The following is a 17,551-nucleotide window of genomic DNA, read 5'->3' as shown; positions in this document are numbered from 1 at the left end:
GCCCGCTCACCTCCCATTTCGTCTGAGCGGGCGGGGCGTCCAGAGGAGATGAGCTGGCCGCCCCGAGCCCGAGCCCGAACCCGTTGCCGCCGGCATTCTGCGGGAGGCCTGCCGCCTGGCCGTCCAGGAGAGAACACGCTCCGCTGCTACTGCGACGGCGAAAACGTCGGTAGTCTGGTTGACCAGTTGACTTGGCCAATCTCGATAGGCAGTGTCCATGGCGTATGAAGTGGCGGCACCCAAGTACGTGCGCCTCGCGCAGACGATCCAGAGCCGCATCGAGGATGGCACCTACCCACCCGGCACCCGGGTCCCCAGCGAGAATCAGCTCGTACAGGCCTTCGGCATGTCCCGCCCGACCGTGGTTCGGGCGCTGGAGCTGCTGAAGCGGGACGGCTGGCTGGAGTCCCGGCAGGGATACGGCACGATCGTCCGGGGCCGCCCCGAAGTCGTCGAGCAGAAGGACCGTCGGGGTCGCGCGGCGCTTGACCGCGACGAGTCACAGACCACGGGACGGCTGGTTGAAGTCGACCGGGTTCCCGTTCCGGCTCGGGTCGCATCGGTGCTTGGCCTGCCGAAGGGTGCCAAGGTTCTGATGCGTCGCTTCTTGCTCGAAGAGGACGGCGAAGGGATCGAGCTGGTCTCGTCGTACTTCCCGGCTGACCTGGTGGAGGGCACCGAGCTGGAGAACGCTGAGGTGCTGAGCGGAAGCGTTCGCAAGCACCTGGAGGCGCGGAAGAGGGTCAGTTTCGATCACGTGACCGAGCGGGTCTCTGCTCGACTGCCAGGGGCCGACGAAGCCGAGCTTCTCGGCCTGCCGGACGGCGTCCCCGTGCTCGGTGTTCTCGTCGTCGCGTGCGACACATCCGGGCGGGCCTTGCAGGTCGTTGACGTGGTGCTGCCTGCCGATCGGCAGGAGCTGGAAGACACCTACCGCCTGAACTGAGTGGTGCTGGGGGTGAGTTCCCCATACATCTCACTTGACAAGTCAACTTGGCATCTCTACCTTCGAACTTGCTAAGTCAACTTGTCAGGTGACAGGTTGATCGACTGAATCAAGGAGAAAACCTGTGCGTGTGATCCGTATCGATGCCTCGTCCGCCACGATCCTGCTGACCGAGGCTCCTGCACCGAAGGTGCGCGACCGGCAGACCGGCGAGATCGCCAAGGACGCCGTGAGCGGCGAGGCGCTGATGACCGTCGGCGTCGTCTTCATCGACGAGGGTGAGTCGTCCCTGCTCCAGGTCACCATCCCCGAGAGCGGAGTGACCGAAGGCCTGACCGTCGGTGCTCCGGTATCGCTGCCGGGGCTTCTGGCGCGGCCGTGGGAAAGCGTCTTCAACGGTCAGCAGCGGCACGGCATCGCCTTCCGGGCGACCGCCGTCGCCCCAGGTGCCTTCCCGGCCGAGCAGGCGGGCTGATTGCCGTGACCGACCTGGGGACCTGGGCTGAACTGGGCGGGGCGTGCACCGCGATAGGTGGTGCGGTCTACGCCCGGCAGGCTCACCCGGCGGCGTACTGGTCGACGGTCGGACTACCGGCCTCGGTGGTCCGACTGATGGCCTCGTACTCGTCGACCATGGACGCCTGCGGCCTGACCGTCGCGCCGTCCCGGTGGCGGGCGCTGGCCGTCCGGGCGACCACACGTCGTGAAGTGCGGCCGGTACCGCCACGTCGGGGCATGCTCCGGCCCACCACGACCGGCCTGCGGATCCGGCTGCGGCTGGCCCCAGGGCAGGAACCGGCGGACGTGGCCGCCTCGGCCGAACGGCTTCGCCACGCCTGGGGCGTGCACGCCGTCTACGTCAGGGACGTCAAACCCGGAGTCGTCGAACTGCGCCTGGTGGGCTTCGACGTCCTGCGCAAGGTGCGCATGCCTCGTCGAAGCGGCGGCGGGCTGCTGCGGGTGCCGGTGGCGCTGCGGGAGGACGCGACTGCGTTCGTCCGCGACTACTGGGCTGTTCCGCATGAACTGGTGCTCGGCGCCACGCTGTCGGGCAAATCCATGTACCTGCGGAACCTGCTGACCGGGCTGGCCGCCCAGCCGGTCGTCCTGGTCGGGATCGACTGCAAGCGCGGGGTCGAGCTGGCGCCCTTTGCGTCTCGGCTCTCCGCCCTGGCGACCGATCCGGAGCAGGCGGCCGAGCTGCTTCCCGTGCTCGTGAAGGAGATGGAGGACCGCTACGACCTGATCAAGTCCCGGCAGGGTGTTGCCAACGGCACCCCGGAAGAGCTGATCACCTCAGACATCTGGGGCCTTCCGGAGAGCGAACGACCGGCTCCCATCGTGCTGTTCATCGACGAGGTGGCCGAACTGTTCCTCGTCGCCACCAGGAAGGAGGAGGAACGGCGCGACGAGATGGTCACCCAGCTCATCCGCCTCGCCCAGCTCGGCCGGGCGGCCGGGATCTACCTGGAGGTGTGCGGCCAGCGCTTCGGTGCCGAGCTGGGCAAGGGCGCCACGATGCTCCGCGCCCAGCTCTCCGGCCGGGTCTGCCACCGCGTGAACGACGAAGCGTCCGCCGAGATGGCGCTCGGCGACATCGCCCCTGAAGCGGTCTACGCCTCCTGCGCCATCGCCGCCGAGCTGCCGGGGCTGGCCGTCGCCGGCGACACGTCCGGCGGCTGGTCCCGCATCCGTACACCCTTCCTCTCCCTCGCCGATGCCGCGGCCTCCTGCCGTGCAACTGCGCATCTCGCTCCGGACGTACCGGCCCTCTCGCCCTTCCGGCCGTACGTCCCGCCCGTGCCCGTGAAGGGCGGGCCGGTCACCGCGCCTCGTCCGGTCACCGACTGACCGCACCCAACCCAACGGCCTGTGGCGGCCCCCCAAGCCACGTCCCTACCCCACCCATGCCCGGAACCGGAAGGAGTCGCGCTGTGCGTGCCCTGCCCGTCCGCGTCGACGCCGTACTGATCCAAGCGGTGATCGCCGCCGCGTTGTCCTTCGCCCACCTGCACGATCTGGCCTCGGCCGCCGGGCAGCACGGATGGAAGGCGTGGGCCTATCCGGTCTCCGTCGACCTGCTGTTGGTGGCGGCATGGCGACGGCTGCGCCTCGGCGGTGCGAAAGCGGCCGGCTGGTGCTGGTTCCTGATCGCGCTGACCGCCTCGCTCGGCGCCAACGTCGCCACGGCCGGGCTCCTCGACCTGGGCGCCGTACCGGCCTGGCTGCGCATCCTCGTCGCCGGCTGGCCCGCAGTCGCCTTCCTCGGCGGCACCCTGCTCGCCCACGGGACCGCAGACCAGACGCCAGCACGGGAGCCCGAGTCGGATCCCGCACCAAGCGCACCGGACGCACCGGATGCGGTTCCGCCGACACAAGCCTTGCCCACCGCGGGACCGGGACCGGAGACGGAGCCGGAGATGGAACCCGAATCGAAACCGGCTCCATCGGCTCCGTCTCCCGCAGCCACCGCCGTCCCGCCCGCGCTCGTCACGCTCGCGCGCAAGGTCGCCGACGACCACCACGCCCGGACCGGAACGGCCATCGACACCTCGACCCTGCGCGCCCGGCTCGGCGTCCCCATGCAGCTCGCCGAAGCCATCGCCGCCCAACTCACCTGACCCAACCCGGAGGACTTCCCACCGTGCGCCCGTCCACGCTCCGCGTGCTGCAACGCGCCGCCGAGCTGACCCGACAGAACCGCTTCACCGAAGCCGTGCTCATCGCCGAACCGGTCATCCTCACCGCCGACCTCGACGAGGGCGACGAGATCCGGCGCTGGCTCACCGACCACATCGCCGACTTCACCGGCGAGAACGAGAACACGAAGGAGACCACCTGATGTCCGCAAACCGCCGCTTCCGCAACGTCGTCCGCATCGGCCCGGTCCAGGTCGGCACCTCCTACGACTCCCGGGGCCGCGAGAAGCACACCGCCGCCTGCACGGCGCCACGCTGCGGCTTCTCCACCGACTACGACAGCCGCGCCGCCGCCGAGCTGGCCGCCCGCACACATCGCTGCGCCGTCCGCTGATCCGCTCCGGAGGTCTCGTTGACCGTCTCGCTCCCGCTCGTCCTGATCCTGGGCGCCATTGCCTGGGCTTCGATCAAGTTCCTCGGTGTCCGCATCTGGGTCGCCGTCGTGATCGCCCTGTTCGGCTTCTGGCTCTCCCACACCTTCCTCGCACCCGCCATCGAGACCGGCACTCGCGGCGGTGTCGGCGTCGTCGACGGCACCCACCACTGACAGCCACCGACACCCCTCAAAGACAAGGAGTCCGCCGTGTTCCAACCCAAGCTGCCCGACCCCCCGAGCCTGCCGACGGTCTACGTCCAGCAGGACCGGACTCCCGCCCCCGTCACCAACGCTGGCCGCCCGGTCGCCCCATACGTCGGGCTCGGAGTCGGCGCGGTGGCCGCCGTGGTCGTCGTCGGCATAGTCCTGACCGCGCTCCTGGCGGCGGTCGCCATCTCGGCCGTGTCCGTGGCCATCGCCGCCGTCGTCCTGCGCTCGCTCCTCACCAGCACGAACAAACGCTGACCGGCCACCGGGGCGGCAACAAGCCGCCAAGCATCCCGCCGCCCCGGGGCCGTCCCTCCCAACCGTGAACAGTCGAAGGGAACTCCCATCATCACCCGCAACATCCCGCCCCCGCTGGCGGACCTCACCATGCTGGCCTCGCTCGGCACCATGCCCGAGCTGGCCCGCCAACTATCCGGCCTGGGCGGCTGCACGCGCCCCATACGTCTCGACGGCCACCGCACCGAACACGAGATCAACACCACGACCGGCGAGATAGGCCGCATCCTCAACCACCTGGACTCGACCACCCTCCCGGCCGGCCACCTCCTCGTCCGCTGCAACAACCGCCGCGCCACCCGCTGCCCGGCCTGCGCAGAGACCTACCGCCGCGACACCTACCAACTGATCACCGCCGGCCTACGCGGCGGCAAAGGCACCCCGGACCAGGTAGCCACCCACCCGCGCGTCTTCGCCACCTTCACCGCACCGAGCTTTGGCCCGGTCCACAACCGCCCCACCAGCGGGCGCCCCTGCCGCTGCGGCCACCACCACGACGAACAAGACCCGACACTCGGCACCCCACTCACCCCGGACACCTACGACTACGAAGCCGCCGTCCTCTGGAACGCACACGCCGGGGCCCTGTGGCGGCGCTTCACGATCTACCTTCGCCGCGAGGTCGCCAAGCGCGCCGGCCTGACCCAACGCAAGCTCCAGCAGCACGCACGCGTCTCCTTCGCGAAAGTGGCCGAGTACCAGAAGCGCGGCGCCGTCCACTTCCACGCGGTCATTCGCCTCGACGGCCCCGACGGCGGTGACACCGCGCCCCCGCCCTGGGCCACCGTGGAGCTGCTGACCGACGCCATCCAGGCCGCCGTCACCGCCGCACGCGTCGACGGACCACAGATCGACGACCGGACGCACGCCTTCACCTTCGGCCGGCAACTCGACGTCCGCCCGATCCGCTCCGCCGCCTTCGATCACGACCAGGAGCTGACCGACCGCGCCGTGGCGGCCTACATCGCCAAGTACGCCACCAAGGGTGCCGAGACCACGACCGGCACTCTCGACCGGCCCCTCCGCTTCCTCGCCGAACTCGCCCAGGTCAGCATCTCCGACCACGCCCGACGCATGATCCGCACCGCCTGGACCCTCGGCGCCCGCCGCGACCTGGCCGGCCTCCGCCTACGGGCCTGGGCCCACATGCTCGGCTTCCGCGGCCACTTCTCCACCAAGTCCCGCCGCTACTCCACCACCCTCGGCGCCCTACGCACCGCCCGCGCCGACTGGCGCCGAGCCCAGACCGCCCCGCCCGTCGCAGTGCCGCAGGACACCGAAACCACCCTCGTCCTCTCGCACTGGGTCTTCGCCGGAACCGGCCTCAGCACCGCCGAAGCCTGGCTCGCTGCATCCCTCGAACCGGCCCCCGGAACGGAAGGAGAACCCACCCGATGACTCCGGCCACGATCCGCCGGAAGTGGCACACAACGGCCGAGGTCGCCGTGATGCTCGGCTTCAGCCTCTCCAAGACCAAGTCGCTCATCCTCACGGGCGAGATCCGTTCCGTGAAGGTCGGCCGCAACCGCCGGATCCTTCCGGCCTGGGTCGACGAGTACATAGAGCGCGTTACTGCGGACGCGGATAGGTGGTCGGCATGAGCGGCAAGCGGAGCAATGGCGAAGGCTCGATCTACGCCTACCGGAACGGCTACGCCGCCTACGCCTGGGTCACCACCCCGGACGGCAACCGTAAGCGCAAGTACGTGTACGGACCCACGCGCAAGGACGTGCACGAGAAGTGGCTCAAGCTCCACGCCGAAGCGAAGAAAGGGCCGGTGGCCACCAACACACCGACCCTCGCGCAGTACCTCACGTACTGGCTCAAGGAGGTGGTGGAACCCAATCTCCGCCCTCTTACCGCCGCCACGTACGAGACGACCGTTCGTCTCTACATCGTGCCGTTCCTCGGCACGAAGCGACTCGACCGGTTGACCGTCCAGGACATGCGGAGCTGGCTCAACAAGCTCGCGGAGACCTGCCAGTGCTGTGCGCAGGGCAAGGACGCCAAACGACCGGAGGAACGGCAACGCTGCTGCGCCAAGGGGGGGGTGCTGCGGGCAAACCCTCTCCAAGCGCTCGGTCAACGACGCCCGGACCATCCTGCGGAGCGCGCTGACCAACGCCACCGTGGAAGAACGCATCTCCAAGAACGTCGCCCAGCTGGTCAAGGTGCAACGGGCCCGGCGTAAGCGGCCCGACCCGTGGTCCGTCGAGGAGGCGTGCACCTTCCTGGAGAACGCGCAGACCTGGCGCGACTACCTATACGCCGCGTACGTCCTGATCCTTGTCCTCGGCCTCCGTAAGGGCGAGGTGCTGGGACTCACCTGGTCGGACGTGAATCTGGACACGGGGGAGCTGCACGTCCGGCACCAGCTTCAGCGTGTCCGTCGGCGACTGCTCCACACGGACACGGCCAAGACCGAGGCATCCGAAGCCGTGCTGCCGCTGCCGGACGTCTGCCTGACCGCCCTCCGGCTGCGGCGGAAGGAACAGGAGACGGCGAGGGAGCGTGCTAAGGATCTCTGGACGGAATCGGACCTGGTCTTCACCACCCGGTACGGGACTCCGGTGGAGCCGCGGAACTTCACCCGCGAGTTCGACCGCCGCTGCGACCGTGCTGAAGTCCGTCGGATCCGTGTGCACGACACCCGTCACACCTGTGCCTCACTGCTGGCCGCCCTCGACGTCCACCCGCGGATCGCGATGCAGATCCTCCGGCACTCCGAGATCGCCGTGACCATGGAGGTCTACACCCACGTGCCCTCGGCCGAGACCCGGCGGGCGCTCCGGAAGCTCGGTAAGGCCCTCGGCGGCGGCAGCAAGCACAAGGACGACAGGCAGAAGGACGACGGGCCGAAGGAGGGCAAGCCGAAGAAGGACAAGCGCAAGAAGGAGAAGCAGAAGCAGAAGCAGAAGCAGAAGAAAGGCAAGCGCAAGCAGAAACCCCAGCCGGGGGAGCCAGGGGAGCCGAGAGAGCCGGCCAAAGACGGCCACCAGCAGCCATAGCCGTTGCTGTACTCCACTGCTGTACGAACGCTCAGAGACCCAATCGCGATCATGCGATTGGGTCTCTGACCTGCGTCGGGGTGGCGGGATTTGAACCCACGACCTCTTCGTCCCGAACGAAGCGCGCTGCCAAGCTGCGCTACACCCCGATGTCGACCGCGAACCGTGGCGACGACGCTTACTTTATCCCACCGGGGGCCCGAGACGAAATCTGGTTTTGCCGCCCGCGCCGGGGCCCGCATCCGGGGCCCCGCACCCCGGGGCGACCGGGCGGCGGTCGAAGCGGCACGCGCTTCGCGGACGAGAGGGGTCACTCCGTCCGGGGTGCCAGCGTCAGCAACGTCGCCTCCGGCGGGCAGGCGAACCGTACCGGTGTGTAGCGGTTGGTGCCGCAGCCTGCGGAGACGTGGAGATAGGAGGTGTGGTCGTCCGCGTCGTGGGTGGACAGGCCCCGGGCGCGGTCGGTGTCGAGGTCGCAGTTGGTGACCAGGGCGCCGTAGAAGGGGATGCGGAGCTGGCCGCCGTGGGTGTGACCGGCCAGGATCAGGGGGTAACCGTCCGTGGTGAAGGCGTCCAGCACGCGCAGGTAGGGGGCGTGCACGACGGCCATGGAGAAGTCGGCGCCGGTTTCGGGGCCGCCCGCCACCTCCGCGTATCGGTCGCGGCGGATGTGCGGGTCGTCCAGGCCGGTGAGGCCGATCTCCATGCCGTCGATCTTGAGGGAGCCGCGGGTGTTGGTGAGGTTCACCCAACCCGCCCCGTCGAAGGCGTCGCGCAGGCCTTCCCAGGGGTTGTGGATGGCGCCCACCGCCGGCGGGTTGCCGTTGAGGCCGTGTTTGCGCTGGGTCTTTTCGACGAGGTAGCGGGCCGGATTGCGCAGCTTGGGGCCGTAGTAGTCGTTCGAGCCGAAGACGTAGGCGCCCGGGAACTCCATGAGCGGGCCGAGCGCGTCCAGGACCTCGGGTACGCCCTCCGGGTCGGAGAGGTTGTCGCCGGTGTTGATCACGAAGTCCGGGCGGAGGCCCGCCAGGGAGCGCAGCCACCGCTGCTTCTTGCGCTGGCCGCTGACCATGTGGATGTCGGAGACCTGGAGCACGCGCAGCGGGGCCATGCCGGGTGGCAGTACCGGGACGGTGATCCTTCGCAGTCGGAAGGAGCGGGCCTCGATGCCCACCGAGTAGACGAGACCGGCGGCGCCGACCGCCGTGATTCCCAGGGGTACTCCGTATAGCGCGCGCATACCTCCATCGTGTCAGACGTCACGTCGAGCGCTACGGGCGTGTGCGCGGGGAGACCGGACCACTCCCGAGGAGCCTCATGGGTCTCTTGAGCCTCCTGGGTCTCTTGGGCGTCTTGGGCCTCTTGAGCAACGGGAGCCCTTGGGTAGGGGAGCCCCTTAGCCTTAATCAGGGAGGCCCTGTAATCGGAGAAGCCACCCGAGCAGGGCCCCCGAGCAGGGAAACGGGACCGGCCCCGCAGGCCCCGTACACCGCCCTGTACACACGCCCCGTCCACACCCGCCTCGCACGCCCTCGCAAATTTCGGGCGCACGGCTCCCCGGGACTGCCACAATCAGGCCATGACCACGCTCAAGTCCAAGCTTCAGGAAGACCTCACCTCGGCGATCAAGGGGCGCGACGAGCTGCGCTCCGCGACGCTTCGGCTGACCCTCTCGGCGATCACGAAGGAGGAGGTCGCGGGGAAGTCCGCTCGTGAGCTCTCCGACGACGAGGTGCTGAAGGTGATCACCCGCGAGGCGAAGAAGCGCCGGGAGGCCGCCGAGGCCTTCGCGCAGGGTGGGCGCACCCAGCAGGCCGAGCGGGAGACGGCCGAAGGAGAGGTGCTCTCCGAATACCTCCCCAAGCAGCTGTCGGACGATGAGCTGGAGCAGATCGTCGCCGAGGCCGTGGCGGAGGCGAAGGGCGCCGGTGCCGAGGGGCCGCGTGCCATGGGCCAGGTCATGAAGATCGTGAACCCGAAGGTGGCCGGGCGGGCCGAGGGCGGCCGTGTCGCCGCCCTCGTGAAGAAGATCCTCGCGGGGGTTTAGTCGGTCGGGGCGGTCAGGGGGGTGCTGCCGGGGCCCCGGGCCGCCGCAGCTCCGAGCCCTGAGCGCCCCGAGCGCGAGCCCGAGCGCCGGGCAACGGGGCCAGCAGGGGCCTCGCGGCCCGTTGTCGCCGGGCCAGGGCCGAGTAGCCCGTGGGCGCCGGACCCAGCAGCCCGTGGCCGCCGCGCCCCGCAGCCCGCCGCCGCCTCGGCCGCTACGCCCGCCGCGGCCGAGGAACCGGCACCCGTACTCCGGAGCCGGTCATCCTTGCGGCCAGCCCCCGTTCCCTCCTCCACCGGGCCGGCCGTTTCCGCCCGTGCCGCCGTTGGCGGTGCCGCCGTTCGTCAGGCCGCCGTCGACGGTGCCGCCGGTTGCGCCGCCGTCCGTGGTGCCGCCGTTGCTGGTGCCGCCGATGAAGTTGGGGGGCGGGAAGGTGGTGTCGTGGCCGTGGCCCGGCTTGTCCTTGCCCTTGCCCTTGTCCTTGCCGTGCCCGGGAGTGTCGGGGATGTGGACGAGGTTGAAGTTCGGAGCCGGCTTGCCCTGGAGGGCTCCGCCGACCGCGTCCTTCCAGATCGGGCCCGGGACGTCGGCGCCGTAGACCTTGTCGTGCGGAACACCGCCGATGGTGATGTTGGTCATCTTCCGGTTGTGCGCGGGGTCGCCGACCCAGACGGCGCCGGACATGTTCGGCGTGTAGCCGACGAACCATGCCGCGTACCGCTCGTCCGTCGTACCCGTCTTACCGGCGCTCGCCCGGTCCGGGAGCCCCGCCTGCTGGCCGGTGCCGTCCTGGACCACGCCCTTGAGCAGGGTGTTCACGGTGTCCGCGGTTTTCTGGGACATGGCGCGCTGACAGCTCGACTTCGGCACCGGAAGCGACTTCCCGCCCGGGCCGGTGATCGACTCGATGGCGATGGGCGTGCAGTACATGCCGCGCGACGCGAAGGTGGCGTACGCGCTCGCCATGGTCAGCGGTGACATCTCCTGGGAGCCCAGCGCGATCGACGGCGCCTGGTCCAGGGGCTTTCCGTCCGCACGCCGGACGCCCATCTTGTCCGCCATGTTGGTGACGGGGCAGATGCCGATGTCGGCGAGCAGTTGCACGTAGTAGGTGTTGACCGACTTGGCGGTCGCCTCCTTCATGCCCATCGGGCCCTTTTCGGACTCGTTCTCGTTGGAGAGCTTCGAGCCCTCCGAGTTCACCCAGTTCTTGCCGTCGCAGGCCGACACGGGGCTCGGATAGGGCATCTGGTACGGCGCCGAGTACACCTTGTTCGCCGGCGTGCCGCGCTCCAGGGCCGCCGCGGCGACGATCGGCTTGAACGTGGATCCGGGCTGGTAGCCGGCGCCGCCGCCCATGTCGTGGTTGACCGAGAGGTTGATCTGGGTCTCGTTGTTCTTGAAGCCGTACGGTCGCGACTGGCCCATGCCGACGATCTTGCCGGTGCCCGGCTCGACGAGCGTGACGGCGGTCGCCACCTCGTCCGTCGCGTACACGTGCTTCTTGATCGAGTTCTGGACGCTCTCCTGCGCCTGGGGATCAAGGGTGGTACGGATCGTCAGACCGCCGCTGTTCCACTTCTTCGCGCGGGCTTCCTTGGTCTTGCCGAAGGTCGGGTCGGTGAGGAAGACGTCGCGTACGTAGTCGCAGAAGAAGCCGGCGCCCTTGACCGCCGTGATGCAGCCGTTGTCCGGCTTGCTGACCTTCAGGCCGAGCGGCTTCTTCTTGGCCGCGTCCGCCTGTGCCTGCGAGACGTTGCCGACGTCGGCCATGCGTTGCAGGACCACGTTGCGCCGCCTGGTGGCCTCGGACGGGTCGTTCACCGGGTCGTACCGGCTGGGCGACTGGACCAGGCCGGCCAGCAGGGCCGACTCCGGCAGGTCGAGATCCTTGGCGTGCTTGGAGAAGTACCGCTCGGAGGCGGCCTCGATGCCGTAGGCCTGCTCACCGAAGAACGTGATGTTCAGGTAGTTCTCGAGGATCTGCTTCTTGCCGAGCTCCTCCTCGACCTGGATCGCGTACTTCAGCTCCTTGATCTTCCGACCGATGCTCTGCTGGGTGGCCTCGGCGATCTTCGTCGGATCGTCCTTCGCCGTCGCCGGGTCGTACGCCTCCTCGATGAAGACGTTCTTCACGTACTGCTGGGTCAGCGTCGAAGCGCCCTGGGCCACGCCACCGTTCTGCGCGTTCTGGTTGAGCGCTCGCAGGATGCCCTTGAGGTCGACCGCGCCATGCTTGTAGAAGCGCGAGTCCTCGATGGCAACGATCGACTGCTGCATATACGGGGATATGTGCTTCATGTCGACGATCGTGCGGTCACGGGAGTAGACCGCGGCGATCTGGTCGCCCTTGGCGTCCAGGATGCTGGTGCGCTGACTCAGCGGTGGTCGTTTGAGGTTGGCCGGGATGTCGTCGAATCCCTGGACGGTCCCCTTGGCGGCGAGCCCCAGCGCACCTGCCGCGGGGAGCGCGATCCCGGCCAGCACGGCGCCCGCGAGCACGCTGACAGCGAGGAACTTGACGGCCTGCCGAACCGGTGACTCGTCACCGTCACCCGAGCGCATCTTTCCCATGGAGGAAGCGTACGTTCTCATTCGCCGGACAGGGATACAGGCCTTGGCCTAAGCTGCTCTCAACTGTCACGGCAACACCGTCACGGCGACGCCATCCTCACGGCAGACCTTGCGGCCGTCATCTCGTACGACTCGTACGACGGCCGTTTCGGCAGTGCGGTGGCTCATTGACCTCGGTCGTCCCCGAATCCGGCCGAGGTGGCCGGGGCGTCGCATGGTTCTCCCACCATAGGTTCGTCCGTAGGTTCCCGCACAGGTTCGTTCGCAGGTTTCGTACGTTTCGAAGTGTCGCCGGCTTCACGGGTCTCGTAGGGCCCGTAAGGCCCGTACGGCTCGAGAGTCTCGCAGGCCGCTCATCGGGTCGTTCTACGTCGCTCCACGTCGTTATATGTCGTTCTAGGTCGCTCTGAGTCAGGTCATTCTGAGGCGGGTCATCGTGATTCGTTGAGGTTCGTTCTAGTGGCCCTGGTTGTCCCTGGTTATTGCTAGTCGTCCCTGGTCATGCCCTGTTCATCGCAATCGCTTGGATGGTCTTGTCTGCTCGGGTTGTGTTCGGATTGTTCGGGTTGTCCTGGGTCTTTTGAGGTTGCTCCCGCGAGGGGCTCCCGTAGGTCGGTTCGTGTTCTCCGTGACGTTCGCGGCGTTTGCGGTGGTCGTGGGGTCGGTGCGGGGCCCATTGCGGATGGCCCGGCTTGAAGGCGGAGGCGGTACCTGGTCGTCACGCGGTTGCCTGGTCGTGTCAGCGTCGGACGCCGGCGAGGAGTGTCCGGTTGCTTGGCGAATGGCAGTTGATGCCCGCTATGTTCCGGGTGAATCATCCGGATTAGTCGGGTTAGCTGCTTATGCACTCAGGTCACTCCGTTGGGTGATCTGCCGCGTACGCATAGTCCGTTCGGGCCATTCAAGATTGGGCCCGAGGGGGGTGTTGCGCTCTGCCCACCTTCCGTAACGTCCTCAACTGGCTGCGGTGAATATGCCGCTGCCGCCGTGGGGGAGCCTCGATTCGGGAGAGGACGGCGCCGGTATGGGCTGGGTAACCGACTGGAGTGCGCAGGCTGCCTGTCGCACGACCGATCCGGACGAACTGTTCGTACAAGGAGCAGCGCAGAACAGGGCCAAGGCGGTGTGCACCGGATGCCCGGTGCGGACCGAGTGCCTGGCGGACGCGCTGGACAACCGCGTCGAATTCGGTGTGTGGGGTGGGATGACTGAGCGGGAGCGCCGAGCGCTGCTGCGCAGACGCCCCACTGTCACCTCCTGGCGCAGGCTCCTGGAGACCGCACGCACGGAGTACGAGCGAGGCGCAGGCCTGCTGCCGCTCGACGCCGATGTGGCCGACGGCTCCTACGAGGACGCGTACGAAAGCTACGCGGCCGTCGGGTAGGCGGTATCGGCACGGCATTCTTTGTTCCCGGCCGCGGTCCTGGGCCGCTACTCCTAGGCCGTTTCTGGGTTGCCGCCGCTCCTGGGCCGCAGTGATCTTCGTGCCGTCGCCATGATCTTGCCTCGGTCTTCGTGCCTCAGCATGGCTGTGCCCATGTGATGCATGAGCCGTGCCCATGTGATGTATGACCTGATGCATGAGCGTGCCCATGGCCCGTGGACTCGTGTGACTCCGCACATGTGACTCGCCCGTATGGCTTGGCCGTTTGACGGTAACTGTGACCTGGACGTCAGTCGGCCTCTGCGGGCATGGTCAGTCGGTCTCCGATGTCCCGTAGGCCTGCGAGGTCATGGACATCACCGGGTAGGGCGGCCACCTCGACGACCCTGACCTCGGGGTGCAGGGCCGTGAAACGGTCGCGGGTGCGCTGCTCGCGCGCGAGCAGCTGCATGCGCTCGGCATGCAGCTTCAACAGACCGGACGTCAGACGATCCACGGCGTGGGGGTCGGGAGAGGTGCCCCGGGCCGCCGAAGGTCCGGGTGGGGAGCCGGACGAGGGAGGATCGGCGGACGTACGATTTTCAGCCTTCCCACGGATGGGTTCGGTCATGCGGTCCTGGCCGAGATTTTCCGCATCCGCCGCCGCGGTCTCAGCGCCGTCCGCTGACGGTTCCTCGCCCCGCGCCCCCGACTCGTTCGCAGCCGCAGCCGCAGCCGCAGCCTCGGCCTCGGATTCAGTCGCAGCCGCCTGCGGCTGGTCCGGCAGCTCCGGCTCCTCCAGGACCTCGGTCTCGTCCAGCGCCTCAGCGGCGGCCAAGGCGCGCTCGGCCGACAGATGCGCGGCATCGCTGGTGTGCACGCGATTCAGTACCAGCCCTGCGAGCGGCATCTGCTCCGCGGCCAGCCGCTCCACGAAATACGCCGCCTCACGCAGCGCGTCCCGCTCCGGCGAGGCCACCACCAAGAACGCGGTGCCCGGTGCCTGGAGCAACCGGTACGTGGCGTCCGCGCGGGTACGGAACCCGCCGAACATGGTGTCCATGGCCGCCACGAACGTCTGCACATCACGGAGCAGCTGACCGCCCAGGAGCTTGCCGAGGACGCCCGTCATCATCGACATCCCCACGTTCAGGAACTTCATCCCGGCCCGGCCGCCGACCTTCGCCGGTGCCATCAGCACCCGGATCAGCTTGCCGTCCAAAAACGACCCCAGCCGCTTGGGTGCGTCGAGGAAGTCCAGCGCGGAGCGGGACGGCGGGGTGTCGACGACGATCAGGTCCCACTCGTCACGGGACCGCAGCTGGCCCAGCTTCTCCATCGCCATGTACTCCTGCGTACCGGCGAAACCGGCCGACAGGGACTGGTAGAACGGGTTCTCCAGGATGGCGCGGGCCCGCTCGGGCTCCGCGTGCGCCTCGACGATCTCGTCGAAGGTGCGCTTCATGTCGAGCATCATCGCGTGCAGTTCGCCGCCGGCCGCGTCGTCGATGCCCTTGACCCGGCGCGGGGTGTTGTCGAGCGAGTCGATGCCCATGGACTGGGCCAGCCTGCGGGCGGGATCGATGGTGAGCACCACCACCCGCCGGCCGCGCTCCGCGGCCCGCAGGCCCAGCGCGGCGGCCGTGGTCGTCTTGCCGACGCCGCCGGAGCCGCAGCACACCACGATGCGGGTCTCCGGGTCGTCCAGCAGCGGATCCACGTCCAGGCCGCGGACCGAGGACAGGCTGCCGGCCGGCCCCCTGCCCGTGCTCTTCGCAGCGGATGACGTCATGACCTCACCTGCCCTGGACCGAACACCGTCCGGCCTCGTACGCGATCACCTGCCATGAACCCGCCCGGCCCCCCTGACCTCACTCGGTTGTCTGACATGGCCGGGCTGTCCGGCCTGCTCTTCCGGTACTTCCTGCGGGCCGGACGGGCCCGAGCCCCCGGGACGGGATGCGCCGGCCTCATGCGAACCCCTGCTCCCGCAGCAGCGCCGCCAGCTGGAAGAGGCCCGCCAGGTCCATGCCCTCCGCCAGCAGCGGTAGTTCGTGCAGCGGCAGACCGAGGCCGGCGAGGACGGCGCGCTGGTCGCACTCCAGGGCATGGCGCTCCGCGTACTCGGCGGCCTGCCCGAGCAGCGGGCTGACCAGACGCTCGGCGCCACCACCCCGACGGGCGCCACCGAGGCCCGCGGCGGAGAGCGACCTGGCGAGTGCGGTACGCGCCGGAGCGCCGTCCCTGACCAGGGCGAGGGACGCCTCCTCCAGCAGGGCGGGACGCACCATGTTCACGATGACGCGGCCGGTGGGCAGGCGCGCGGCGCGCAGCTCGCCTATCCCGTCGGCGGTCTCCTGAACGGGCATCTCCTCCAGCAGCGTCACCATGTGCACCGCCGTCTCGGACGACTTCAGCACGCGCATCACGGCCTGCGCCTGATTGTGTATCGGGCCGATCCGCGCGAGGCCTGCCACCTCGTCGTTCACGTTCAGAAAGCGGGTGACGCGGCCTGTGGGTGGGGCGTCCATGATCACGTAGTCGTATGCGAAGCGGCCGCGCTTGTCCTTGCGGCGCACGGCCTCGCATGCCTTGCCGGTGAGCAGCACGTCCCGCAGGCCCGGTGCGACCGTGGTCGCGAAGTCGATCGCGCCGAGCTTCTTCAGCGCTCGGCCCGCGCTGCCGAGCTTGTAGAACATCTGGAGGTAGTCCAGCAGGGCCAACTCCGGGTCGATGGCGAGGGCGTACACCTCACCGCCACCCGGGGCCACGGCGATCTTCCGCTCCTCGTACGGCAGCGCCTCCGTCTCGAAGAGCTGCGCGATGCCCTGTCTGCCTTCCACCTCCACGAGTAGGGTGCGCCGTCCCTCGGTGGCAAGGGCCAGCGCGAGGGCCGCGGCGACCGTGGTCTTGCCGGTACCGCCCTTGCCGCTGACGACTTGGAGCCTGCTCACGTATTCGAGACTAACCAGTGCGACGGCAACGCACGCACGAGGTCTCCCAATCCTGTGGATAACCCCGCGGAACAACCCGGGCCTGTGGATAACTCGGAGGGCGGGTGGCGGGTCGCGAGTACGGTGCTCGCATGGATACGGACGCGGCCACGCTGCGCGGTTCCCAGCGGCTACAGTCGGCCCATGACCAAGTGGGAATATGCAACGGTCCCTCTGCTCGTCCACGCCACGAAGCAGATCCTGGACACCTGGGGCGAGGACGGCTGGGAGCTCGTCCAGGTCGTGCCCGGGCCCAATCCGGAGCAGCTGGTGGCCTATCTGAAGCGGGAGAAGCAGGCGTGAGCGGCCCCGTCCAGGGCCCGGTCGCACGACGAGCAGGGAAGCGGTGGGCATGAGCGGTGTCGTGGAGGCCAAGCTGGCCGAGCTGGGTTTCGCGCTGCCCGACGTCGTGCCGCCGCTGGCCGCGTACCAGCCCGCCGTCCGTTCCGGGGCGTATGTCTACACGTCGGGTCAGCTTCCCATGGTGGCGGGCAAGCTGCCGGTCACCGGCAAGGTGGGCGCGGAGGTCGCCCCCGAGGAAGCCAAGGAACTCGCCGGCACCTGTGCACTGAACGCGTTGGCGGCGGTCAAGACCATCGCGGGTGACCTCGACCGGATCGTCCGGGTGGTGAAGGTCGTCGGCTTCGTGGCCTCCGCACCCGACTTCACGGGCCAGCCCGCCGTCATCAACGGCGCGAGCGAACTCCTCGGCGCCGCCCTCGGCGACAAGGGCGTGCACGCACGCAGCGCGGTCGGGGTCGCCGTACTCCCGCTGGACGCTCCGGTGGAAGTGGAGATCCAGGTGGAGCTGGCGGAGGACTGAGCGACGGGTCCTCTTCGGGTGGGCGGCTCGGGCAGCCCGCCCCGGGCCAGTCGGCCCCTGGGCCAGTCCGCCCCGGGCGGGCTCGGCTGATTCGTTCCGACCGGCAGCCGGGTAGCCGGGCAGCACAGAGTAGCCGGGCGGACGGAGGGCCGCGGGAAGCCCCAAGGGGCTCGGACGCGCTCGGCAGGGGTTCGACCGGGACGCCGGAGGGCTCGAACGAG

General features: G+C 69.0%; 18 protein-coding genes, 1 tRNA gene and 1 pseudogene. 15 read left to right on the top strand and 5 right to left on the bottom strand.

Annotation, left to right across the window (positions count from 1 at the left end; genetic code table 11):
* Window positions 1-217 precede the first annotated feature (217 nt).
* The 11 genes and pseudogenes from NQO67_RS29475 to NQO67_RS44890 all read left to right on the top strand — a co-directional run.
* On the top strand, window positions 218-946 hold the full coding sequence (locus tag NQO67_RS29475) for a GntR family transcriptional regulator (RefSeq protein WP_255953343.1): 729 nt from the start codon (window positions 218-220) through the stop codon (window positions 944-946).
* Between the two features lie 124 nt (window positions 947-1,070).
* A complete protein-coding gene (locus NQO67_RS29470) occupies window positions 1,071-1,421 on the top strand; it encodes an SCO3933 family regulatory protein (RefSeq protein WP_255953342.1) in 351 nt (116 codons plus the stop codon).
* Window positions 1,422-1,426: 5 nt separating this feature from the next.
* The gene (locus NQO67_RS29465) at window positions 1,427-2,797 is read left to right on the top strand and encodes an FtsK/SpoIIIE domain-containing protein (protein WP_255953341.1); all 1,371 of its coding nucleotides are present in this window, start codon (window positions 1,427-1,429) and stop codon (window positions 2,795-2,797) included.
* A gap of 83 nt (window positions 2,798-2,880) precedes the next feature.
* Window positions 2,881-3,567 carry a DUF2637 domain-containing protein gene (locus NQO67_RS29460; protein WP_255953339.1) on the top strand — a complete coding sequence of 229 codons (687 nt, stop codon included), beginning with the start codon at window positions 2,881-2,883 and terminating at the stop codon, window positions 3,565-3,567.
* A 23-nt stretch (window positions 3,568-3,590) separates the two neighbouring features.
* Window positions 3,591-3,788, top strand: coding sequence for a hypothetical protein (locus tag NQO67_RS29455; protein WP_255953338.1), 198 nt, complete (start codon window positions 3,591-3,593; stop codon window positions 3,786-3,788).
* Window positions 3,788-3,979 carry a mobile element transfer protein gene (locus NQO67_RS29450; RefSeq protein WP_255953337.1) on the top strand — a complete coding sequence of 64 codons (192 nt, stop codon included), beginning with the start codon at window positions 3,788-3,790 and terminating at the stop codon, window positions 3,977-3,979. Before NQO67_RS29455 ends, NQO67_RS29450 begins: the two co-directional genes overlap by 1 nt.
* 18 nt (window positions 3,980-3,997) lie before the next feature.
* Entirely contained in the window at window positions 3,998-4,192 is a 195-nt protein-coding gene (locus NQO67_RS29445) for a hypothetical protein (protein WP_255953336.1), read from the top strand.
* Between the two features lie 36 nt (window positions 4,193-4,228).
* A complete protein-coding gene (locus NQO67_RS29440) occupies window positions 4,229-4,486 on the top strand; it encodes a SpdD protein (protein WP_255953335.1) in 258 nt (85 codons plus the stop codon).
* Window positions 4,487-4,615: 129 nt separating this feature from the next.
* On the top strand, window positions 4,616-5,923 hold the full coding sequence (locus tag NQO67_RS29435) for a replication initiator (protein ID WP_255953334.1): 1,308 nt from the start codon (window positions 4,616-4,618) through the stop codon (window positions 5,921-5,923).
* Window positions 5,920-6,126 carry a helix-turn-helix domain-containing protein gene (locus NQO67_RS29430; protein WP_255953333.1) on the top strand — a complete coding sequence of 69 codons (207 nt, stop codon included), beginning with the start codon at window positions 5,920-5,922 and terminating at the stop codon, window positions 6,124-6,126. The genes NQO67_RS29435 and NQO67_RS29430 overlap by 4 nt, the downstream gene beginning before the upstream one ends.
* Window positions 6,123-7,341: pseudogene (locus NQO67_RS44890) on the top strand (site-specific integrase); the annotation flags it as partial. The gene NQO67_RS29430 and the pseudogene NQO67_RS44890, both read left to right, overlap by 4 nt.
* 267 nt (window positions 7,342-7,608) lie before the next feature.
* Here the strand turns inward: NQO67_RS44890 and NQO67_RS29420 are convergent.
* Both NQO67_RS29420 and NQO67_RS29415 read right to left on the bottom strand, forming a co-directional pair.
* Window positions 7,609-7,682 (bottom strand) — tRNA-Pro (locus NQO67_RS29420).
* Window positions 7,683-7,843: 161 nt separating this feature from the next.
* Window positions 7,844-8,773 (bottom strand): metallophosphoesterase, encoded by a 930-nt coding sequence (locus tag NQO67_RS29415; protein ID WP_255953332.1) that lies wholly within the window; start codon window positions 8,771-8,773, stop codon window positions 7,844-7,846.
* Window positions 8,774-9,112: 339 nt separating this feature from the next.
* Between NQO67_RS29415 and NQO67_RS29410 the strand changes: the two genes are divergently transcribed.
* On the top strand, window positions 9,113-9,580 hold the full coding sequence (locus NQO67_RS29410) for a GatB/YqeY domain-containing protein (protein ID WP_255953331.1): 468 nt from the start codon (window positions 9,113-9,115) through the stop codon (window positions 9,578-9,580).
* Between the two features lie 258 nt (window positions 9,581-9,838).
* Here NQO67_RS29410 and NQO67_RS29405 read toward each other — a convergent pair whose 3' ends face one another.
* Window positions 9,839-12,151: a transglycosylase domain-containing protein gene (locus tag NQO67_RS29405; RefSeq protein ID WP_255953330.1), complete on the bottom strand. Its 2,313-nt coding sequence runs from the start codon at window positions 12,149-12,151 to the stop codon at window positions 9,839-9,841.
* 1,024 nt (window positions 12,152-13,175) lie between these two features.
* On the opposite strand from NQO67_RS29405, the gene NQO67_RS29400 reads away from it, so the two are divergent.
* Window positions 13,176-13,535, top strand: coding sequence for a WhiB family transcriptional regulator (locus NQO67_RS29400; RefSeq protein WP_255953329.1), 360 nt, complete (start codon window positions 13,176-13,178; stop codon window positions 13,533-13,535).
* Window positions 13,536-13,824: 289 nt separating this feature from the next.
* Here NQO67_RS29400 and bagB read toward each other — a convergent pair whose 3' ends face one another.
* Window positions 13,825-15,306 (bottom strand): ATPase BagB, encoded by a 1,482-nt coding sequence (gene bagB / locus NQO67_RS29395; protein ID WP_255953328.1) that lies wholly within the window; start codon window positions 15,304-15,306, stop codon window positions 13,825-13,827.
* Between the two features lie 178 nt (window positions 15,307-15,484).
* A complete protein-coding gene (gene bagA, locus NQO67_RS29390) occupies window positions 15,485-16,468 on the bottom strand; it encodes an ATPase BagA (RefSeq protein ID WP_255953327.1) in 984 nt (327 codons plus the stop codon).
* Between the two features lie 183 nt (window positions 16,469-16,651).
* On the opposite strand from bagA, the gene sp36 reads away from it, so the two are divergent.
* Window positions 16,652-16,810: a Sp36 family protein gene (sp36, locus tag NQO67_RS29385; protein WP_009189813.1), complete on the top strand. Its 159-nt coding sequence runs from the start codon at window positions 16,652-16,654 to the stop codon at window positions 16,808-16,810.
* A 49-nt stretch (window positions 16,811-16,859) separates the two neighbouring features.
* On the top strand, window positions 16,860-17,330 hold the full coding sequence (locus NQO67_RS29380; protein ID WP_255953326.1) for a RidA family protein: 471 nt from the start codon (window positions 16,860-16,862) through the stop codon (window positions 17,328-17,330).
* Window positions 17,331-17,551 lie beyond the last annotated feature (221 nt).

The organism is Streptomyces odontomachi, from assembly GCF_024435355.1.
Lineage (GTDB): Bacteria > Actinomycetota > Actinomycetes > Streptomycetales > Streptomycetaceae > Streptomyces > Streptomyces odontomachi.
Note: the sequence above shows the minus strand (reverse complement) of the source record. Positions and strands in the feature narration are given on the sequence as shown.